This window comes from Bradyrhizobium sp. USDA 4353 (assembly GCF_054063215.1).
In genome coordinates, this window is record NZ_JBSSGB010000001.1 from 7,055,965 (window position 1) to 7,073,087 (window position 17,123).

Consider the following 17,123-nt stretch of genomic DNA (forward strand, 5'->3'; position numbering starts at 1 on the left):
ACCCATGGGCATACCTGCTCGCTCCAGCCCTGGCGGCTCGAGGAGACCAATGGCAGCGGTTTGACCCGTCAGGACGTTCAACTCCCTCCCAGGCATTTCTTCATCAGAATTGGCTCTGCTCTACCTCAACTCCTCGTGCTGGCAGTCTTATCGAGGGCCGCGCGCAGCCCCTCCGCGAGCTTCACTGCGTCGTCATTTGCCCAGAAGTGCATGAAGAACAGCCGCGGCTGCTCGTCGAGCATGTGGCTGTGCAGGGCGGTCACCTCGATGCCGTGCGTTCGCAGCGCGATAATCACCGGGTTGACCTCATCTGCGGTCAACACGAAGTCACCTGTGATGGCGGCCTTCCCACTCCCGGTCGGCTGAAAGTTGATGCCGATCGCCACGCCCATAGGCCCGACAGGAGTCAACGCCATGCCTTGTTGCGAGATAGCGTCGCGCCGCTTGACGTTGAACTGATAGACGCCGCTGTTAGCTTGCCCCTTGACGCCGATGATCTGGTCGAGCTTTGCAGTGTCGAGATCGATCGCGGCCGGCGGGGTCCCCGGCGGGGCAACAGTCAGTGGCGTCTTGCTCTCAGCCAGGGCTTCGTGGATCGCCGACGCCAGCTTGACGGGGTCTCCATGGCCGGCGACGTGCATATAGAAGGTCGCCGGGTTGGCGCGTAGCAAGTGATTATGCACGGCGGTGATTTCCAGTCCGCTCGCAATCATCTTCGCCATCACGGGATTGATCTCGGTCTCGAGCAGCACCAGGTCGCCCATGACCATTGTGCCGCCATGGGCAGGCTTGAATGCGACCCAGCCTCCCAGGGCCAAGGCAGGCTTGATCGTAACTCCGTCCAAGGTCACCGAGAGATCGCTGCGGGGGAAACCGTAGCGCCGGACGTCATCTGCGACGACGGGCTTGCGGCCCAATGCGTCGTCGACCTTCTGCCATTCGGAATCTTGCGCATATGCCGGGACGATCGGCGCGAAGTGGTACGCCAGAAGAAACCCGAAGCCGATCAGGGAAATGATGGTCTTCATCATGCTACTACTCCTTGGGTTTAATCCCGCTCTTTGATCTGACCATTGCTGTCGAGAACGAGCGTCACGGGCCTGCCGCCCTTCTCCGCTTTGGCGACGATGCCTTCGGCCGTCGATTTAACGTCTTTCACCTGCGAGTAGCCGGCCGCCTGGATTTTGGCGATCAGCTCTTCCTGAGTCAGGGCGTGGGCTTGTGAGAGGCCCGCCGCAAGCGCCACGAGGAGCGCCTTTCGATAGAACGTCGATGTTCGCATCTTCAATCTCCTGGTTGTCCCTGCCCCAGAAGTCGTCCTGCCCCAGGCTCACTTGCTCCAGTTGGTCATCCAGGTGGTTGCGTCGCAGCGTGCCCGAAAAAAGTCACCTGCTCGCAGTGATCGACATGCGAGCGCTGCGGGGAGACATGGATCGAGGCGCGGATCGGCCGGAACATTCTCGGCCGTGCGCGCGTGGGTCAGCGACGGCGGCGACGCCGAACCAATCAATCGAAGCAATTTGTCGGATGCAATCCGCGTGTATGAAGCCGGCATGCTGCGCCCTTGGTGATCAGGACGCGATTCTTGGGCATGACGCCTCGCGGGGAGATCGCAAATCCCCGTGCTCTGAATGAAGACCCAGACGACGGAGCTGTCAACCCGTCCTCCTCGAAGCAGTGCAAAATCATCGGACCACCTCACGAGGATTTTTGGGCTGCTGAATGGAACGATTCGTTAAGCGCGTAAGCGGCGATGCCGGGCAAGAACAATGGCTGCTTGATAGCGTCGCCCGATCTCACGTAGACTATGCGGGCGGGACCAGGCAGACTCCCGGCGAGACTTCGGTCCAAGCTCTGCGCAGCACGCCACCCGTGGAGCTTGCGCATGAACACCGCACGACAGCCCTCCAGACGACGCGCCGTTGCCATCCTCTCGCGAGGCGACTCCGCCGCCCGCCGGGACGCAACCCCGAATAACAGTCGTTTCGCCGACGTTTTCGAAGCGCTCGGCGCCCTAGGGATAGAGGGTCGCCCCGCCATCTACGATGAGGGCTTCGCCGACGCGATCCGCGAACAGTTGCACGCAGTGGACGGCGTTCTGGTCTGGGTGAATCCGATTCAAGACGGCCAGAACCGCGCCGGCCTCGATGCCCTGCTGCGCGACGTCGCCAAGCAGGGCGTCTGGGTCAGCGCTCATCCGGACGTCATCCTCAAGATGGGGACGAAGGACGTTCTCTATCGTACCCGCTCGATGGACTGGGGAAGCGACACCGCGCAATACATGACCGCTGCGGCTATGCGTGCCGAGTTGCCGGCTCGGCTCGCCGCTGGTCCACGCGTCATCAAGCGTAGTCGTGGCAACGGCGGTCAAGGCGTCTGGAAGGTCGAGCAGTTGCCGGCGTCCTCCATGATCAAGGTCCTGGATGCGACCAAGGAGGCATCTGAAGAGCTGACGCTGGAGGACTTTCTCGCCCGTTGCGCGGAGTATTTCGAGAACGGCAGCGTCATCGACCAGGCGTTCCAGCCTCGCCTCACCGAGGGCGTTGTGCGTTGCTACATGGCAGGCGATCGCTGCGCCGGCTTTGGCCACCACAAGGTCAAAGCCTTGGTCGACTCGCCGGCCGCACGTTCGGAGGCGGGGCCGCGCCGCTACACCTCCAAAGCGGATCCGCGATTTCAGCGGCTTCGTCGGCTGATGGAGGAGGAGTGGACGCCACAGCTCACCTCCCTGCTGGACATTGCGCGAGGCGACTTGCCGGCAATCTGGGACGCCGACTTCATGCTCGGCCCCGTCCAGGCCGACGGGAACGACAGCTACGTGCTCGGCGAAATCAACGTCAGCTCGGTGCATCCCTACCCCGACGAGGCGCCCGCTGAGATCGCTCGCTGGGTTGCCGATCGGCTGCAGCGCGAGGCTTGACGCATGCTGACGGTCAGGGCGCTCAGGCGCCTGCACCTCTGCGTATCATTCGACCTGCAGGACGGCGAATGCGTCGCCCTGCAAGGACCCTCCGGCGTCGGAAAGACCTTGCTGCTCCGTTCCATCGCCGATCTCGATCCCAATGAGGGAACGATCAAGCTCGATGGAACGCTCAGGGAGGCAATGACCGCCCCCGCATGGCGCAAAAGAGTGACCTACCTCGCCGCCGAACCTGGCTGGTGGTCGGACACCGTGCAAGACCACTTCAACACCTGGGAGGATGCCCTCCCGCTGGTCAAGCGTTTGGGCTTGCCGGAGGATTGCGGACATTGGCCGATCCAACGGCTTTCGACCGGAGAGAGACAGCGGTTAGGGCTCGTGCGCGGGCTCTTGCTGCAATCGAAGGTCCTTCTGCTGGACGAGCCGACCGCGGCCCTGGACGCGGCATCGGTCGGGGCGGTGGAATCCTTGATCACTGAGCGAGTTGCCAAAGGAACGAGCGTCGTCTGGAGTACCCATGACAACGCCCAGGCCTCTCGGGTCGGCTCGAGGATATTTCTGATGAAGCCAGGCGGCGCCGTCGAGGAACGCCGGCCATGACCTACATCCAGCTTTCGTACAGCGATCTGATCTTGCCCGCACTCCTCGTCGTCATGGACGGCGTTCTGTCGCTCGTTCTCCGCCTGAAGCTTGAGAAGCAACTGGCGATCGCGACCCTGCGAATGGTGATACAGCTCGTCCTTGTGGGATACGTGCTGACGTTCTTGTTTGCCGCGGTATCGCCGCTCTGGACGGCGCTCGCCGCGCTGACTATGGTTCTCTTTGCGTCCCGGGAAATCATAGCGCGGCAGAAGCGACGGCTGCCGGGTATTTAGAAGTACGGCTTGGGCGCAGCAAGCACACTGCTTGCTGCCGGGACAGTCACCATGTTCGCGCTCCTGACCGAGCTTCGCCCAGACCCTTGGTATCATCCGCGTTACGCGCTGCCTTTGCTGGGCATGATCCTGGGCAATACCATGACAGGGATTAGTTTGGGTTTGGACGTTCTGACGAATAGCCTCGTGCGCGAGCGGGCCGCCGTGGAAGCGTGTCTTGCGCTCGGAGGCACGCGACATCAGGCGCTGCTGCCTGTCATTCGGGACGCGCTGAGAAGCGGCTTCATGCCGATCATGAACAGCATGGCAGCAATCGGCCTTGTATCCCTGCCGGGGATGATGACCGGCCAGATCCTCGCGGGAGTCGAGCCTGTGGATGCAGTGAAGTATCAGCTGCTGATCATGTTCTTGATCGCCGGTGGGACCGGACTGGGAACGCTGGCCGCGGTCTTAGGAGGCGCACACTTGCTGACCGATCACCGGCACCGGCTTCGACTGGACCGGCTTTCGACCGAAGCGTAGCTGTGTGGCGGAACCTTGTGAGCGTCCGGAGCACACGTTGCAGTCATCCAGGACCGCTCCGGCGCGCAGCCAGAAAATGTCGCCACTGCCGAAGTCTGGACAGACGAGACCGAATTTCTTGCGCAAGACCCCACCCTTGTCGCGCACCTCTGCGTAGGTCTGCTCGACCGGCGAAACTGCAGTGGATGCCAGCGCCGCGACGTATTGGCCGCCGAGCTGCAACTTCTTCCGATTAGAGCAACGAAGGCCATTGCTCAAAGACAGACGCGTTATGAGGCGGCGGATCCCGGCCAGCGTCTTCAGCGCAAACCGGCTTGGCCGGAGAACAAGGTTGACGCGCATGGATCTTTAGCGGGCCGACCACAATATGGGTCCGCCTGCGTGCAACGCGTCCTCGGACGACGTCCGATCTCAAGCTCAATAGGGGCAACCATGACGAGACCACGGGGGGGGGGCGGCCGGAGATCAATGGCCCTCCCAAGGAGTACCTGAGAGCATTCTCCTGCTGAAGCCATTTGCGCCGGCTCAGCTCGTGACGGCTGTGTCTCAGCTATTGAACGCGACAGCACCGACGATTGCTAAGAAGATTGCAGACTCTGAACAGTGACAAGCTGGCAGTTTCCCAGGATCAAGGCGCAGCTGTCGCTGCTTCATTCTGCTGGTGGCCGATCTCAGACCTTAAGATTCTCGGGAATCACCTCCGGTTTGGCTGACAACCGCTGCTCCCGCCGAGGCCTGCTGCTGATCCCTTTTGAGACATTGGCGCTCTATGTACGCGACTGGAGTACATCGAACATCGCGCCGAAACGCGTATCGTTCGTGACCCACTGCCACGTTGAACGAAGTGCGCCGACCAGATCACTCGGCCAGCCGTGCCCGGCTCAGCTCCAGGCGGAGTTGTACGCCAGAAGGTTGCCAAACGATATCGACGCTTCCGCCCAGCTGCCCTTCCACTGCAGACTTTATGAGCCTGCTGCCGAACCCGGTCGAAGTCGGCTTGACCATCGCAGCAGAGGAATTGCGCTCGCTCCAAGTCAGAACCAGACGGTCACCAGTCAGCTCCCAGCAGATCATTATCTTCCCGTCTGCATGACTCAGGGCGCCATACTTGACAGCGTTCGTGGCCAGTTCGTGCATGATGAGCGCCATGGCGGAGGCTGATTTTTCGCCGAGCAGGATTTCCGGTCCAGCTAACGTCACTTTGCCATCCGGCGCGTCACTCAAATGCGGTGCCAGAATCTGTTCAGCAAGATGGATGAGCAACACCGAATGCGCTGGCATCGAGTCCGCTCCGCCGATCCGGACGAGGTCATGTGCCCGCGAGAGCGCCTGCAAACGCTCTTTAAGAGCGGCGCTCATTTCAGCCGTCGTATTGGTCGATCGGCCCGTCATGTAAACCATGGCGCCGAAGAGCTGGAAGAGGTTCTTCACCCGATGATTCAGTTCTTGCATCAGCAGTTGGCGAGCCTCTTCGGCTACTTTCAAATCATGCACGTCGGTGCACGTGCCGTACCAGCGGATGATCTCACCCGCCTCGTTGCGGATGCACTGTGCACGTCCGATCACCCAACGATATTCGCCCGAGTGGTGCCGCAGCCGATACTCGATGTGATAAGGGGCGCCCGTAGCCAAGCTGTGGCGCCAAACTTTCCAGGCTCGCTCCTGGTCGTCCGGGTGAAACATTCCGTTCCAGGCCTCACCATCGGTGGAGCCTTTGGGCATGCCGGTGTACTCGTACCAACGGTCGTTGTAATAATCGTGATGACCGTCTGGCAGCGTCGACCAGATCATCTGGTCGATAGAGTTCACAATGGCCTGGTAACGTGCCTCGCTCTCGCGAAGAGCAGCCACCGCCTGGATCGTGTCTGTTACATCGGTTGCCTGCACGAATATGCCGTACCGATCGCCGACGCTATCTCTTATCGGCTGATAGACGAAGTCGAGATGCCGTTGTTCGCGAATCCCACTTCGTTCCAGGATGATCGGCATGGCGTGCCCGGCGTAAGGCACTCCGCTCTGGTAAACGGTGTCGAGTAGTTCGATGAAGCCTTGCGAGGCTACTTCAGGGAGGGCTTGATCCACCGATTTACCGAGGATGTCGTTACGGCCCACCAACTGCAAGTATGCGGGGTTGGCGATTTCGAAGACATGACGGGGCCCCCGCAGAATGGCGGTCGCGCCCGGCGCCTGTTCGAACATCAGAGAGAGGCGCGTAATCTCCTGCTCGGCACTGCGCCGCGCCAGGACGATTTGAGTTGTTTCGTTCCCTTGATTGAAGATGCCCGCAACCCCGCCCTCTTCGCCACGAATTGGAGTAAAGCTGTAGTTCCAGTATGTCTCCTGAAGGCTGCCGCCACGCATCATTGGCAGCATTTCGTCATAGGCGGAAAAGCCTTCACCCGTGGCCAGAACGTTCTCAAACTGCGGTCCGACAACGTGCCAAATGTCGGACCAAACCTCCTTTGCCGGACGGCCGAGAGCCCAAGGATGGCGCTCGGCCGGAATGATCGACCACGCATCATTATAAAGGAGCCTAAGGTCCGGCCCCCAGTAGATCGCCGTGGGAAAGCTCGAATAGAGGCAAATGGACAGCGCCGAACGAAGCGATTGCGGCCACGACTCGGGAGGCCCGAGTGGATTCGCGCTCCAGTCGAAAAGACGAACAAGCTCGCCCATCCGACCTCCGCCGCTCAGGAATATCGGCATCTCGTCACGCATCAACTGCCCTTCTCAGCCCCCCGGGCGCAGAGTTATCCAGTATTTCGGCGAACGGATACCCGAGCATGTCCTTAATGAAGCGACCTGGTGGCTCGCGTCGAAGCAAAGACTTGGTCAAATTGTACCGTCGCCAAGTATCCTAATCGCGATTTCAATCACGTCGACTTAGAATTTGAGGGGTGAACAGTCAACAGACGGCGCGGTTTGCCGAAGCAGACGTTGAGCTGGCATTTCTTCACGGCTCCCGGCGACCGAAATGGCCGCTATCGGAATGCAACCGGACGTTAGTGCCCGTGGAAGAGCAACGCGACTTTTGGCCCAACTCAGACCTGAGGTTCGCGCGGCTAGCGTCCGCCTTCGCGGCCTCGACCGGCTTTCCGCGGCACGCCTCAGATCAATCGGCTCCGCCCGGGTGAGCCGGGCGGAGCCACGTTACTCCTCACTCCGCCGTCTTGCGTGGCCGCGACCACAGGAGCGTGTAGCCCTCACCGCCCTCGTCGTCGAACAGGTTCGCGTAGATCGGCGCGTTGAAAGAGGGATCGTCGAGCTTGAGCGAGAGATAGTCGCGTCCCTCCTCGGAGCGGCGGGCCCAGGCGGCGCCGATCTCGACCCGGCCGGCGTAGACCCGATGGCTGGGCGCGTTCTCGCTGGAGCGGTTGGCTTCGGGGACGATGCGTACGCCCTTGGCTTTGAGGCTCAGGGTGATGATCTCGCCCTGGAAATCGTCGCCGACCTTCTTGAAGGAACCGATGGAAGCCATGTTGTCTCTCCTTGGCTGGTTCGGGCCGCGACCACCGCGGCCTCGATGGCGCATCTCGGGCGAATGGCGAGCGACGGCGCACCCGAAGGGCTGAAGCGACAGCGGAGGACGCCGCCGGCCAACTTTCTTGTCCCGCGAGGAATGGGCTTCAGCCCAGGGGAAGAAAGTTGACCGGCGGCGTTGCGCTCAGGCGATCGAGGCGTAGCCGGCCTTTGGCCAGATCAAGCCATCACGAGGCAAGGTGCGTCGCTGTCCTGATCAGCTCACAGGAGAGACATGGTGAACTGTGTCAGCGCTAGACGCGGGCAGCACCGGGCGTACGATCAGAAGCCGCCGGAAAAAATTGCATCTAGGAGGTTAGCTCCCAAGACGAAACCGGTCCGAATGCACTAGATCAATACGGGCGGCTCTCCGGGGAGCGTCGAATACTCGGCCGTACGTCGCCTGCCCCACCGATCCATTACGATGTAGATCACCGGCGTCGTGAATAGCGTGAAGACCTGCGCCACGAGCAGCCCTCCAACGATCGCAATGCCGAGCGGCTGCCGGAGTTCGTGCCCGGGGCCGGTGCCGAGCGCGATGGGAAGCGCGCTGAAAATGCCGGTCAGGGTCGTCATCAGGATCGGGCGCAGCCGCTGAGCGGCCGCGCTGCTGATCGCCTCGCGCGCGGGAAGACCGTCGCGGCGTTGCAGGTCTATGGCGAAATCGACCATCATGATCGCGTTCTTCATAACGAGGCCAACCACCAGGATGCAGGCGATGGTGGTGATCAGCGAGAACGGCAGGCCCGTGAGCTTCAGCGCGAGCAGCGCCCCGAACGCCGTCGAGGGCAAGGTCGACAGGATCGTCAGCGGATGGACGTAGCTCTCATAGAGCATGCCGAGCACGATATAGATGGTGACGATTGCGGCCAGGAACAGCAGGATCTGCCGCTGCGGCGACTTCTCGACTTCGCGCGCCTCGCCGCGAAACTCGGCGCTGACGCCGTCGGGTAGCCGCTGCGCGGCCTCCTCGGCCCGGATCGCGTCCAGCACCTGCTTCGGGGCGACCTTGGGGCTGACATCGAACGAGATGGTTCGGGCGGGAAACTGCGAGCTGTGACGCGCCCACATCGCCGCATGTGCGCGCTTCGGAACCGTCAGCGCCGCCAACGGCACCGCGGCGCCCGTTGCGCTCGGCACGTAGAGTCGCGTGACGACCGACGGATCGACGGCGAGCTTGGGGTCGATCTCGTAGATCACGCGCGCGTAATTTGTCGGCAGATACAGCAGATTGATCTGGCGCTGACCGAAGGCATCGTTGAGCGTGTTGTCGACGCCGAAGGGCGTGACGCCGAGCGAGGCGGCGCGTGCGCGGCTGATGGCAAGGCCGGCCTGCAGACCGCCCGTCTCCCAATCGGGGATGATATCGACCACGCCAGGCACGTTGCGAAAGCGCCGCACCATGGCTTCTCCCGCGCGATGCACGTCGGCCTCGTCGGTACCGTAGAGGCTGTATTGATAGCGTGCCGAACCGCCCTGCGCGCCGACATTGAGGTCCTGCAACGGAATGAAAAAGACGCGGACGCCCTCGATGCGCGATGCGCGCTCGCGCAGCCGCTGGATCACCTGCTGGATCGGCGGCCGGCCGGAGTCGAGCGGTTTCAACGCGACGATGAGATTGCCGATGCTGCGCGGCGCATCGCTGATATAGGACGTCAGGCCGGACACCGCGGGATCGCCCAGCAGCAGTTCGCCGACCTCACGCTGGCGATCCTCCATGGCCGGAAACGATATGTTCGACGGCGCGACCGTCCGCACCAGCATGACGCCCGTGTCCTGGGTCGGCATGAACGATTTCGGCAGGGAGAGATACAGCCAGACCGAGACGCCGGTCAGCACCAGCGTGGCCAACAGCGACAGGACGCGATGGCGCAGCGCCCAATCCAGGCTATGCGCATAGGCGCGCATCGGCAGGGACGGCCTCGGCTGCGACGTGGAAGGCTCGCCGCGCCCGAGCCAGCGGCTGCACAGCATCGGCGTCAAGGTCAGCGAGACCAGCGCCGAACCAATGATTGCGATCACCAGGGTCGCGCCGAATTCGAGGAAATAGCGGCCGACGATATCCGGCATGAACAGCACCGGGATCAGCGCGGCGACCAGCGCCGCCGTCACCGAGATGACCGTGAAGCCCATCTGGCGTGAGCCTGCGATGGCCGCCTGCATGGCCGTTTCGCCCCGCTCCATCCGCCGGATGACGTTCTCGATGACGATCACGGCATCGTCGACCACGAAGCCGGCGGCGATCGTCAAGGCCATCAGTGACAGATTGTCGAGGCTGAAATCGCACAGATACATGGCCGCGAGCGTCGCAGCCAGCGACACCGGAATGGTGACGCTCGGAATCAGCGTCGCTGCGAGCCGCTTGAGGAACACGGCGATGATGGCGACCACCAGCACCACGGCGATCATGAGCGTCTGTTCGACATCATGGACCGATGCCCGGATCAGCGTCGTGCGGTCATAGACCGTGTGCAGCCGGATCGCTGGCGGCAGCCACTGCGTGAATTGCGGAATCAGCGCTTTGACAGCGTCGACAGTCTCGACGACGTTGGCATCAGGCTGCTTGTAGACATAGAGGATCACGGCGCGGCTCGTGCCGAACCAGCCGCCGACACGGCTGTTGATGACGCTGTCGGTGATCTTGGCGATGTCCGCGAGCCGCACCGGCGCGCCGTTGCGCCAGGCGACGACGAGGTCGCGGTAGTCTTCAGCGTGCAGCAACTGGTCGTCGGCCTCGATCGTGTAACGCTGGGCTTCGACCGCGAGCGCGCCCTTCGGTCGGTTCTGCGACGCCGCGACGACCGCCATCCTCACGCGGTCGAGTGACAGGTTCATGCTGGCCAGAAGATCCGGCTGCATCTGAATGCGGACGGCATGGCGCTCGGCGCCATAGATGTAGACCCGCGCGACCCCCGGCAGCTCCGAGAGCTTCGGCGAGACCACGCTGTCAGCGAGATTGTAGACCTCGCTCATCGGCACCACGTCCGAGGTCATCGCGAGCAGGATCGGCGCGAAGCCGTTCGGATTGGCCTTGAAGGCGTAAGGCGGCCAGGGTCCCTTCGGCAGGTCGGGCGCGGCGTTCTTCATCGCCGCCTGTACCGCGCCGTAGGCGGCGTCCACGTTCTTCTGCAGCTCGAATTGCACCACGATGGTGGCGCCGCCGAGATCGCTGAAGCCGTACATCTCGGTGATCCCCGGGATCAGCCCGACGGCACGGCTGAGCGGTTGGGTCAGCGCGGTGGCGACCGTCGTCGGGCTGGCACCGGGAAACCACGCGTTGATCACGATGGTCGGACGTTCAACCGACGGAAGCGAGGCGATCGGCAGCCGCGCGAAGGCGACGAGACCAAGCAGCATGACGCCCAGCATGATGAGCGATGTCGCCACGGGACGCGCGATGAAGGGCCGCGAGATGTTCATGGCCCGGCGTCAGCCTCGGCCGCCGTGAGCACCACCGGGGCGGCCACTGCCGCGGGCGCGCCCGTGAAGGACGCCAGGGCAAGATAGATCACCGGCGTTGTGTAGAGCGTGATGATCTGCGACAGGATCAGCCCGCCGACGATCGCGATGCCGAGCGGCTGGCGAAGTTCCGCTCCGGTCCCGGTGCCCAGCGCGAGCGGCAGCGCACCGAACAAGGCGGCCATCGTCGTCATCATGATCGGCCGGTAGCGCAGCAGGCACGCCTTGCGGATCGCCTCGAACGACGACATCCCCTCCTCGCGCTCGGCGGCGAGGGCGAAATCGACCATCATGATCGCGTTCTTCTTGACGATGCCGATCAACAGCACGATGCCGATCAGCGCGATCAGGTCGAGATCGCGGCCAAACAACATCAAGGCGAGGATCGCACCGATCCCTGCCGAAGGCAGCGTCGATAGAATCGTGATCGGGTGGATGTAGCTCTCATAGAGAATGCCGAGAACGATATAGACGGTCACGACGGCTGCGAGCAGCAGCCACGGCTCGCTCTTCAGCGAGGTGGCAAACTCCGCCGCCGATCCGGCGAGGCTCGTGGTGACCGATGCGGGCATGCCGATGTCGCGCTCGGCCTGGTGCAGCGCTTCGATCGCGGTGCCCAGCGAAATACCGGGCGGGACGTTGAAGGAGATCGTGGTCGCCGGGAACAGGCCCTGATGTGCGCTCAGCAGCGGCGCCGCGCGGCGCTCGAAGCGGGCCACCGCCGACAGTGGCACCTGCGCCGCCGCACCGGTGAAGCTGGCGTTGATCCCACTGGACTGCTGGTCGAGCGTCGCGCCTTGGGCCGAGGCCGGGCTGATGAAGATGCCACTCAGGATGTCGTCGTCACGCCGGAAAGCGGGATCGACCTCGAGGATGACGCGATACTGCGTCAGCGGCCCATAGACTGTCGCGATCTGGCGCTGCCCAAAGGCGTCGTACAGGGTTTGATCGATGGCGTTCATGGTCACGCCATAACGCGCCGCCGCCTTGCGATCGATCGCGAGCGAAAGTTGCAGGCCATCGTCCTGGCGATCGCTGGCAACGTCAGAAAGTTCGCTGCGCTGGCGCAGCGCCGACAGCAGCCGGCCGCTCCAGGTCTTGAGCTCGGCCCCGTCGAGATCCTGCAGCACATATTGGTATTGTGTGCGCGAGGCACGCGTCTCGATCTGCAGATCCTGCGCGGCCTGCAGATGCGCCGTGACATCGCGCAATCCGGTCAGCGCAGCCTGCAAGCGGGCCATCACCACCTGAATGCCGTCCTTGCGGGCTTCCGGCGTGCCGATGTCGACATAGAGCCGGCCGCTGTTCAGGGTGGCGTTGACGGCGCCTGCACCGACGAAGCTGTCGACCGCAACCACGGCCGGGTCGCGCTGGATGATGTCGGCCACTTCGCGCTGGCGCGCCGCCATTGCGGCGAATGAGATGTCCTGTGGCGCGTCGGTGGTCACGACGATCAGACCGGTGTCCTGCAACGGCAGGAAGCCCTTGTTGACGGTCCAGAACAGCAGACCCGTCACGATCATCGTCAGCAGCGTGAACACGAGCGTCACCGACCGGTGACGCAACACGGCATCGAGGGTCCGCGCATAGAACCGCGCCGAGAGATCGAACGCGGCTTCGCTCCAGCGCAGCAGCCCGCCTTGCGGGGCATCTTCGGAGCGCAGCAGCCGGGCACACATCATCGGCGTCAGGGTCAGCGATACCACGGCTGAGATCAGGATCGCGATCGAGAGCGTGATTGCAAATTCGCGGAACAACCGGCCGACAACGCCGCCCATCAGCAGCAACGGAATGAAAACCGCGATCAGCGACACCGTCAGCGAGACGATCGTAAATCCGATCTGGCGCGCCCCTTTCAATGCGGCGGCGAGCGGCGGCTCGCCCTCCTCGACGTGGCGCGCGATGTTCTCGATCATCACGATGGCGTCGTCGACCACGAAGCCGGACGCGATGGTGAGCGCCATCAGCGACAGATTGTCGAGCGAAAAGCCGCACAACGCCATCGCCCCGAAGGTCGCGACCAGCGACACCGGCAGCGCAATGCCCGGAATGACCGTCGCCCAGAGCTTGCGCAGGAACAGGAAGATCACCAGCACGACCAGGATCACGGTCAGAACCAGGGTGAACTGCACGTCGAAGATCGCGGCCCGGATGGTGGCGGTGCGATCGGTGACGATTGCGACCTTGATCTGCGCCGGGAGCGACGCCTGCAAGCGCGGCAGGGCGGCCCGGATCGCATCGACCAGCTGCAGCGTGTTGGCGCCGGGCTGGCGCTGGATGTCGAGCAGCACCGCCTGCCGTCCCATATACCAGGCCGCCTGCTCGGCATCCTCGACGCTGTCGACGGCACGGCCGATATCCTTGAGAAACACCGGCGCGCCGTTGCGATAGGCGACGACCGCGTCCTGATAGGTGTCGGCGCTGAACAGCTGATCGTTGGCATCGACCAGGAACGACTGGCGCGGACCATCCAGCGATCCCTTGGGGTTCGACACCGTGGTGGCGGCGATGCCGCTGCGCACGTCTTCCAGCGACAGGCCGAGGCCGGCAATCCGGGTCGGGTTGATCTGCAGCCGCACCGCGCGGGTCTGGCCACCTTCGATCGTGACCTGCCCGACGCCAGATACTTGCGACAGTTTCGGCACGAGGATCGTCAGCGCGTGATCATTGACCTCGTGCAGCGGCATCGCATCCGAGGTCAGCGCCAGGATCAATACTGGCGTGTCGGCGGGGTTCACCTGGTGGAACACGGGCGGGCTCGGCAGCAGGCTCATCGGCAGCCAGCCGGCAGCGGCATTGATCGCGGCCTGGACATCCTGCGCGGCGCTGTCGATGTTGCGGTTCAGGCTGAATTGCAGCGTGATCTGGCTGACGCCGAACGAGCTCGTCGAGCTCATCAGCTCGAGCCCCGAGATCACACCGAAATAATGCTCCAAGGGCGTCGTGACCGAGGTCTCGACGACCTGCGCCGAGGCGCCTGGATAGTTCGTCACGACCTGAATGGTCGGATAGTCCACGCTCGGCAGCGGCGCCACCGGCAGCAGACGATAGCCGAGCGCGCCGAGCAGCACGAGGCCGATGATGAACAGCGTCGTCGCCACCGGTCTGATGATGAACGGGGCGGAGATCACGGTCTATCCCCTCTCCGCGGCCGAACTCGTCTGCTTCTTGGCTGGCTGCGGCTTCGCCGGAGCCGGCGCCTCCTCGACGATCTCGATCTTCGCACCCGGCTCGAGCCGGAAGAAGCCTTCGACGACCACCTGATCGCCGCGCCCAAGGCCACGACTGATCAGCGCGCGCCCCTCATGAATCTGGGCTACCCCGACGCCGCGCACCGCGACGGTCTGGTCAGGCCGTGCCAACCAGACGAAGTCGCCTTGTGTGCCATGCCGAACGGCCACGGCAGGCACGGTGACGCCGTCGCTCTTCACTTCGAGCGTGATGCGGCCGTTGACGAAGTTGCCGGGCCACAGCTTCAACGCCGCATTCGGGAAGCTGGCCTTGATCTTGATAGTGCCGGTCGCGGGGTCGACCTGGTTGTCGACGATATCGACGTTGCCCTTGTCGAGCTCGGTGACGTTGTCCTGGTCGTAGGCCGAAACAGGCGCCCGGGTCTGGCCGGGCACGAGCTGCGTCTGTGCCAGCGCCGCGGCGGAGACGGTGAAGACGACCGAGATCGGCTGCAATTGCGTGATCGTGGCGATCGTCGACGGCGCACTGGCGCGGACGAAATTGCCCTGATCGACCTGCCGGATGCCGATGCGCCCCGACAGCGGGGCACGGATGGTCGTGAAGCCGAGCTGCGTGCGCGCGTAGTCGATCTGGGCGTGGTCGTTCTTGATCTGCGCCCGGTACTGCTCGACCAACGCGCGCTGCTGCTCCAATTGCTGGCGCGACGACGCCTGGGATTTCACCAATGTCTCGTAGCGCTCGAGATCGAGTTCGGCACCAGCCAGAAGCGCCTCATCCTTCTGCAGCATCGCGAGCTGCTGGTCGAGCTGCGCCTTCAGCGGCCGCGGGTCGATGATCGCGAGCGCGTCACCCTGCTCGACCTTCTGCCCCTCCTGAAACAGGATCTGCGTGATCTCGCCGTCCACGCGACTCTGGACGCTTACGGCATTGTAGGCTTGAACGCTGCCGATGCAGGTCAGGAAGATCGGCATGTCCTCGCGACGCGCGGCGGCGATCTTGACTTGCACCGCAGGGCGCGGCGGCGCCGCCGCCTCAGCCGGGCGCCACGCCGCCGTCAACCAGTCCCACGCGATCCAGGGCAAGCTCGGTGCGGCCGTTTCAACATAGAGGATGGCGGCCGATCCGATGCAAATCGCGACCGCAAATGCGAGTCTACGCGCGAACCCGCCGCCCGCACCACCTGTCTGACCTCCCGCCATCGGTTCCTACCAACTCGGCCTCTGCAATCCTGACGTGCATCGCAACGATGCCATGACGATCGAATGTTCCGAAGTGTAGGAGGTATCTGGAGCCGCAGCAACTTCTACGTTTTCAATCGTCCGCTCGCTCGCGAGGCATGATGGCAAATGTGTTTTTTAAGCCACTATCCAGGTCACTCAGCGGCTTTGACGGATCGGCGGCCAAAACAAACATCCAGCAATGTTCAGAGCTTGAGTGATCCTCTGGGACGACGGCAAGGTCAGTCGGGTTCGCCGACAACCATTACGGACCCCTTCAAAGGCGCCGAGGCGCAACCTGGACCGTTGAAATCTCAAACATCGCGTCAGAGTCAGCTACATCAGAGATTGGGCTTCGAGCCGAAACATCCACAAGCCGGCTGAGCGTCCGCTTCTGACCCGGAGCGGACCAATGATGTGCGCAAGAGATTGCCGCTAGCTTGAGTGAGTGTTGATCGAAACGAGCTTTGCTCCCAATTCCATGAGCAAGATCATCGTCAGGGACTGGATGTCTGACTTCGGGTTCAGAGCGGCTGTTTTTGATCCGTGCCGCGTTTCGAGATGCAGCCGGTCATCCTTGATCTGGATTGCGCCGTAATGTGGTGAGCCGTCGAGTTCATATTTAACCGCATGTTTAACTGGCGCAACCGACTTCTTTTTTGCCATTTATGAAGCTCCTCACAGGAGCCTGACTCTACCAGACAAACACTACGTGTCCCTTTGTGGCCCATATCGGACCTTCGGTCGGTCCGACGATGTCCGCGCCCGAGACTATCTCGGACGTTGACCCGTACAGAGGATGTCCGCTTTCGGCGGCGACCGGAATTGAGCGGTCGAAGGGCTGGAAGGCCGATCTGGCCCAACTCAGACAAACAAGCCTCGTTTTCGGGCTTCCAACGGCTGTTGGTCGCCGTGTCTCAGATCAATCGGCTCCGCCCGGATGAACCGGGCGGAGCGCGATTCACTCCTCACTCCGCCGCCTTGCGCGGGCGCGACCACAGGAGCGTGTAGCCCTCGCCGCCCTCGTCGTCGAACAGGTTCGCGTAGATCGGCGCGTTGAAAGAGGGATCGTCGAGCTTGAGCGAGAGATAGTCGCGTCCCTCCTCGGAGCGGCGGGCCCAGGCGGCGCCGATCTCGACCCGGCCGGCGAAGACCCGGTGGCTGGGCGCGTTCTCGCTGGAGCGGTTGGCTTCGGGGACGATGCGCACGCCCTTGGCCTTGAGGCTCAGGGTGATGATCTCGCCCTGGAAATCGTCGCCGACCTTCTTGAAGGAACCGATGGAAGCCATGTTGTCTCTCCTTGGCTGGTTCGGGCTGCGACCACCGCGGCCTCGATGGCGCATCTCGGGCGAATGGCGAGCGACGGCGCACCCGAAGGGCTGAAGCGACAGCGGAGGACGGCGCCGGCCAACTTTCTTG

At 63.1% G+C, this 17,123-nt stretch carries 11 protein-coding genes and 2 pseudogenes; 4 read left to right on the top strand and 9 right to left on the bottom strand.

All coding sequences use genetic code 11. The features are described from left to right. Window positions 1–125: 125 nt before the first annotated feature. Together ACVILH_RS31805 and ACVILH_RS31810 are read right to left on the bottom strand one after the other, a co-directional pair. On the bottom strand, window positions 126–1,031 hold the full coding sequence (locus tag ACVILH_RS31805) for a DUF1259 domain-containing protein (protein ID WP_456716421.1): 906 nt from the start codon (window positions 1,029–1,031) through the stop codon (window positions 126–128). A 17-nt stretch (window positions 1,032–1,048) separates the two neighbouring features. After that, window positions 1,049–1,282 carry a hypothetical protein gene (locus tag ACVILH_RS31810; RefSeq protein ID WP_456716422.1) on the bottom strand — a complete coding sequence of 78 codons (234 nt, stop codon included), beginning with the start codon at window positions 1,280–1,282 and terminating at the stop codon, window positions 1,049–1,051. Between the two features lie 603 nt (window positions 1,283–1,885). On the opposite strand from ACVILH_RS31810, the gene ACVILH_RS31815 reads away from it, so the two are divergent. The 4 genes and pseudogenes from ACVILH_RS31815 to ACVILH_RS31830 all read left to right on the top strand — a co-directional run. Next, the gene (locus ACVILH_RS31815; protein ID WP_456716423.1) at window positions 1,886–2,920 is read left to right on the top strand and encodes a Cj0069 family protein; all 1,035 of its coding nucleotides are present in this window, start codon (window positions 1,886–1,888) and stop codon (window positions 2,918–2,920) included. A 3-nt stretch (window positions 2,921–2,923) separates the two neighbouring features. Beyond that, window positions 2,924–3,520 carry an ABC transporter ATP-binding protein gene (locus ACVILH_RS31820; RefSeq protein WP_456716424.1) on the top strand — a complete coding sequence of 199 codons (597 nt, stop codon included), beginning with the start codon at window positions 2,924–2,926 and terminating at the stop codon, window positions 3,518–3,520. After that, window positions 3,517–4,317, top strand: a pseudogene (locus tag ACVILH_RS31825) (ABC transporter permease). Before ACVILH_RS31820 ends, ACVILH_RS31825 begins: the two are co-directional and overlap by 4 nt. A 451-nt stretch (window positions 4,318–4,768) precedes the next feature. Next, window positions 4,769–4,924: pseudogene (locus tag ACVILH_RS31830) on the top strand (response regulator); the annotation flags it as partial. A 251-nt stretch (window positions 4,925–5,175) separates the two neighbouring features. Here ACVILH_RS31830 and ACVILH_RS31835 read toward each other — a convergent pair. From ACVILH_RS31835 to ACVILH_RS31865, 7 genes are all read right to left on the bottom strand, one after another. Then, window positions 5,176–7,035, bottom strand: coding sequence for a sensor histidine kinase (locus tag ACVILH_RS31835; RefSeq protein WP_456716425.1), 1,860 nt, complete (start codon window positions 7,033–7,035; stop codon window positions 5,176–5,178). A 439-nt stretch (window positions 7,036–7,474) separates the two neighbouring features. Next, window positions 7,475–7,795 carry a DUF736 domain-containing protein gene (locus ACVILH_RS31840; RefSeq protein WP_006611602.1) on the bottom strand — a complete coding sequence of 107 codons (321 nt, stop codon included), beginning with the start codon at window positions 7,793–7,795 and terminating at the stop codon, window positions 7,475–7,477. Between the two features lie 389 nt (window positions 7,796–8,184). After that, window positions 8,185–11,256, bottom strand: a complete 3,072-nt coding sequence (locus tag ACVILH_RS31845; RefSeq protein WP_456716426.1) for an efflux RND transporter permease subunit — start codon at window positions 11,254–11,256, stop codon at window positions 8,185–8,187. Next, window positions 11,253–14,426: an efflux RND transporter permease subunit gene (locus ACVILH_RS31850; protein ID WP_456716427.1), complete on the bottom strand. Its 3,174-nt coding sequence runs from the start codon at window positions 14,424–14,426 to the stop codon at window positions 11,253–11,255. The genes ACVILH_RS31845 and ACVILH_RS31850 overlap by 4 nt, the downstream gene beginning before the upstream one ends. Before the next feature lie 3 nt (window positions 14,427–14,429). Then, window positions 14,430–15,686, bottom strand: a complete 1,257-nt coding sequence (locus tag ACVILH_RS31855) for an efflux RND transporter periplasmic adaptor subunit (RefSeq protein WP_456716428.1) — start codon at window positions 15,684–15,686, stop codon at window positions 14,430–14,432. A 453-nt stretch (window positions 15,687–16,139) separates the two neighbouring features. Further along, window positions 16,140–16,370 (bottom strand): hypothetical protein, encoded by a 231-nt coding sequence (locus tag ACVILH_RS31860; protein WP_456716429.1) that lies wholly within the window; start codon window positions 16,368–16,370, stop codon window positions 16,140–16,142. A gap of 302 nt (window positions 16,371–16,672) precedes the next feature. Further along, window positions 16,673–16,993: a DUF736 domain-containing protein gene (locus tag ACVILH_RS31865; protein ID WP_456716430.1), complete on the bottom strand. Its 321-nt coding sequence runs from the start codon at window positions 16,991–16,993 to the stop codon at window positions 16,673–16,675. Window positions 16,994–17,123: the final 130 nt, after the last annotated feature.